Origin of the sequence: Bacillus sp. JJ664, from assembly GCF_036962205.1 — a bacterium.
Classification (GTDB): Bacteria; Bacillota; Bacilli; order Bacillales; family Bacillaceae_G; genus Gottfriedia.
Genome location: NZ_JBALMS010000193.1, coordinates 1 through 3,471, shown reverse-complemented (window position 1 = coordinate 3,471; position 3,471 = coordinate 1). Strand labels below are relative to the sequence as shown.

The 3,471-nt window shown below is 32.4% G+C and carries 3 protein-coding genes and 1 pseudogene; all 4 read left to right on the top strand.

Annotated features, from left to right (window positions below; genetic code table 11):
* Positions 1-91 precede the first annotated feature (91 nt).
* The gene (locus V7056_RS20005; protein WP_499704143.1) at positions 92-958 is read left to right on the top strand and encodes a carbohydrate ABC transporter permease; all 867 of its coding nucleotides are present in this window, start codon (positions 92-94) and stop codon (positions 956-958) included.
* A 17-nt stretch (positions 959-975) separates the two neighbouring features.
* Positions 976-1,878 carry a carbohydrate ABC transporter permease gene (locus tag V7056_RS20000; protein ID WP_499704142.1) on the top strand — a complete coding sequence of 301 codons (903 nt, stop codon included), beginning with the start codon at positions 976-978 and terminating at the stop codon, positions 1,876-1,878.
* 82 nt (positions 1,879-1,960) lie between these two features.
* A complete protein-coding gene (locus V7056_RS19995; RefSeq protein ID WP_499704141.1) occupies positions 1,961-2,641 on the top strand; it encodes a response regulator transcription factor in 681 nt (226 codons plus the stop codon).
* Positions 2,638-3,471 (top strand): annotated as a pseudogene (locus V7056_RS19990) (two-component sensor histidine kinase); the annotation flags it as partial. The gene V7056_RS19995 and the pseudogene V7056_RS19990, both read left to right, overlap by 4 nt.

The following is a 3,471-nucleotide window of genomic DNA, read 5'->3' as shown; positions in this document are numbered from 1 at the left end:
ATCTTTATCTCATTAGGATATACTTCTTTCCGAGCAGAATTGTTTCTCAAATTATAAATACTCAGTAATAGAAAGAAGTGAGTACATGAACATGCGTAAACGATTAAATAACGACGGTAGGGTTGCAGCATTTTTTTTATTACCTAGTTTGATTGGTTTTTCCCTTTTTTATTTGATTCCATTTGTAATGGGTACGATCTATTCATTTAAAGATGGAGCGGTTGGTGGTTCATTTGTTGGATTTTTCAATTATAAAGAACTATTAGTAAGTAGCTCATTTTTAAAGGCAGCGTCAAACACATTCTGGTTTACAGCGATCAATGTCCCACTTGTAATGGGAATTTCTTTACTACTGGCACTTTGCTTGCAGCAAACAGTACTGTTTAATAATGTGATTATCAGTTCATTCATCTTACCAATTGTTGTCCCAGTCGCTTCAATTGTGATGTTATGGCAAATATTATTTGATTGGAACGGCACTCTTAATTCGTGGTTGGTGAATTTAGGCTTTTCTCAAATCGATTGGATGAAATCAGATTGGTCGATCGCTGTTGTATCAGTTGTTTATTTATGGAAAAACATTGGTTACAACATGATACTATTCTTGGCAGGTCTTCAAAATATACCAAAAGATTACTATGAGATAGCCGAAATGGAAGGCGCAAGCCATTTCTTTAAATTTAGACAGATTACGTTGGTTTACTTAACCCCAACCATGTTTTTTGTACTGTTAATGAGCATTATTAACTCATTTAAAGTATTCCGTGAAACTTATCTAATTGCAGGAGATTATCCTTTTGATCGAATTTATATGATTCAGCACTATATGAACAATATGTTTGCATCTTTAAATGTTCAAAAACTGACTGCTGCTGCGTCATTAATGGTCTTATGTATTTTAATGCTAGTGTTTGTGTTCTTCGCGATCGAACGTCGATATCGAAGGTTTATGAGTTAAGAAGAGAGGTGAAGAGGTTGAAAGGAAATACTTTAATTCGTAAATGGGTTTTAACCTTTTTCTTATTGCTTATGGCAGCAATGATGGTTTTTCCAGTCGTTTTTACATTATCAAATTCTTTTATGACAGAGAATGAAATTAGCCGACATTATCCTTCAGATAATGAAATTCAACAAGATACTGATGCAGCAAACAATGATAAGTTCGTCCATCTGAAGTTGCTTCCTGATAAGTTTTCGTTTCAACAATATAAAGCATTCTTTGACAAGAAACAATCATTCATTGACAAAGAACAATCAAATATGAGATTTTATGGGAATTCAGTATTAATGGTATTCCCAATCATACTAGGTCAACTGATTGTTGCATCACTTGCTGCATATGTCTTTGGAAAACTAAAGTTCAAAGGGAGGGGCACTTTATTCTTAATTTATATGGTAACCATGTTGATGCCCTTTCAAGTCACACTTGTACCGAATTATCTCATTGCGGACAAGTTAGGGCTCTTAAATAGCTTTGGCGCGATCATCTTCCCTGGAGTATTTGGTGCGTTTGGTGTATTTATGCTTAGACAATTCGTCATGACGATTCCTTTTTCTTATATCGAGGCTGCAAAAATAGATGGGGCAAGTCACTTTTCTATATTTATGAAGATCATATTGCCACTTATACGACCAGGGCTTGCAGCGCTAGTCGTTTTACTATTCGCTGATTATTGGAATATGGTTGAACAACCTCTAATTTTTCTAGATGATCCATCAAAATTTCCTTTATCACTTTATTTATCTCAAATAATAGAAGAGACAAGAGGAATTGGTTTTGCAGCATCTATTCTCTATATGGCACCAATGTTATTAATTTTTGGATTCACAAAAAAATATTTAATCAAAGGAATTCAGTTATCAGGAGCCAAGGATTAATAGATACATCACTAATTAATAAAATTTCATGTTGGATAAAATAAAAGTATGGGAGAGCATAGAAAGTGAGCGTGTAGAGATCATGAAGTACAAAATCTTAATCGTAGAAGATGAAACGATTTTACGTGAAATCGTGAAAGATTATATAATAAATGAAGGTCATGAAGTAATTGAAGCTGTCGATGGAGAACAGGCATTGGAATTGTTTCAAGAACAAGAATTTCATCTCATTATTCTTGATATCATGTTGCCTAAAGTCGATGGATGGGCAGTTTGTAGAAGAATCCGTAAAACTTCCAATGTACCAATCATCATGTTAACAGCACGAGTTGATGAAGATGATACACTACTTGGATTTGAGTTAGGCGCAGATGACTACGTTACAAAACCATATAGTCCACCAATCTTGCTAGCCAGAGTAAAACGTTTGCTTGAAAGTAGATATAAAACGAATGAGTCCTCGAAAGATACATTATCTAAACATGGCATATCAGTCGATTTTTCTTCACGAAAAGTCCAAGTAGATGGTGAAAATATAAATTTAACCCATACTGAATTTGAAATATTAACTTATTTAATGCAAAACCAGGGCATTGTTATTACAAGGGAACAACTCGTGCAAAAGGTTTGGGGCTATGACTACAACGGTGATGATCGAACAATTAATACACATATACGTAATTTACGGACGAAATTAGGTAGTAAATCAAAACTGATTTCAACGATCATTAGAACAGGTTATAAGTTTGAGGAAACTGTATGAAATTTGGGATAGTCTTAAAACTGTTTTTATTAACAACAACTTTGTGTTTGCTGATCACTGGTTCTATTTATATTGGTCAAACAATCTTTTTTAAACAATACTATGCAAATCGAAAAGTAAATGATCTGAAATCAAGTATCAAATCATTTGAGAAACAATATCTTAAAAGCGAAGGTAATGTTCAAACAATCCAGCAATTAGAGCAAGACTTTTATCGTGCTCAAAATACATGGATTACAACATTAGATCAAAATGGGGATATAAAAACCGCAAATGATTATTATGCAGAAATTAAGATAGAAGGAGATAAAAAGAATACAAAACAAATATTAAAGGTACCGCTGTATCATTTAATAAAAACCGAAGATATGTTAAAAGATCCTCCTACCATTTCAAAAGGTGAGTCTGTTGATCTTTTTACGATTGAAAAAAATAATAAAATGATCCCATTCTATCTATATTCTTTACAAACTGATTCATATTTGGTAAATCAGCTTATTTGGACTAACATTGATAAGGAAATTCAACCTGATAGTAAAAAGTTTAATCTAAAACAGAAAATGGATTTAACCCAAAAGTATAATACTAATTTTCGAATCAATCGATTAAAGGGAATCATACAAGATGTACGAATTCCTAATCGGAATGATGTTTCAAGTATCATATATAATAATAGTTTATTAATGGATCGAATTAATGAATTCCAAACAAGCTTATTGTTTGATGATAAAAACAAATACACAACTTTTAAAACGCTTGATTATGAACAAAATGGCATTAAATATAAACTTTTTATCGATCCAATCAAAAATAAAAATGGTGAAATATCT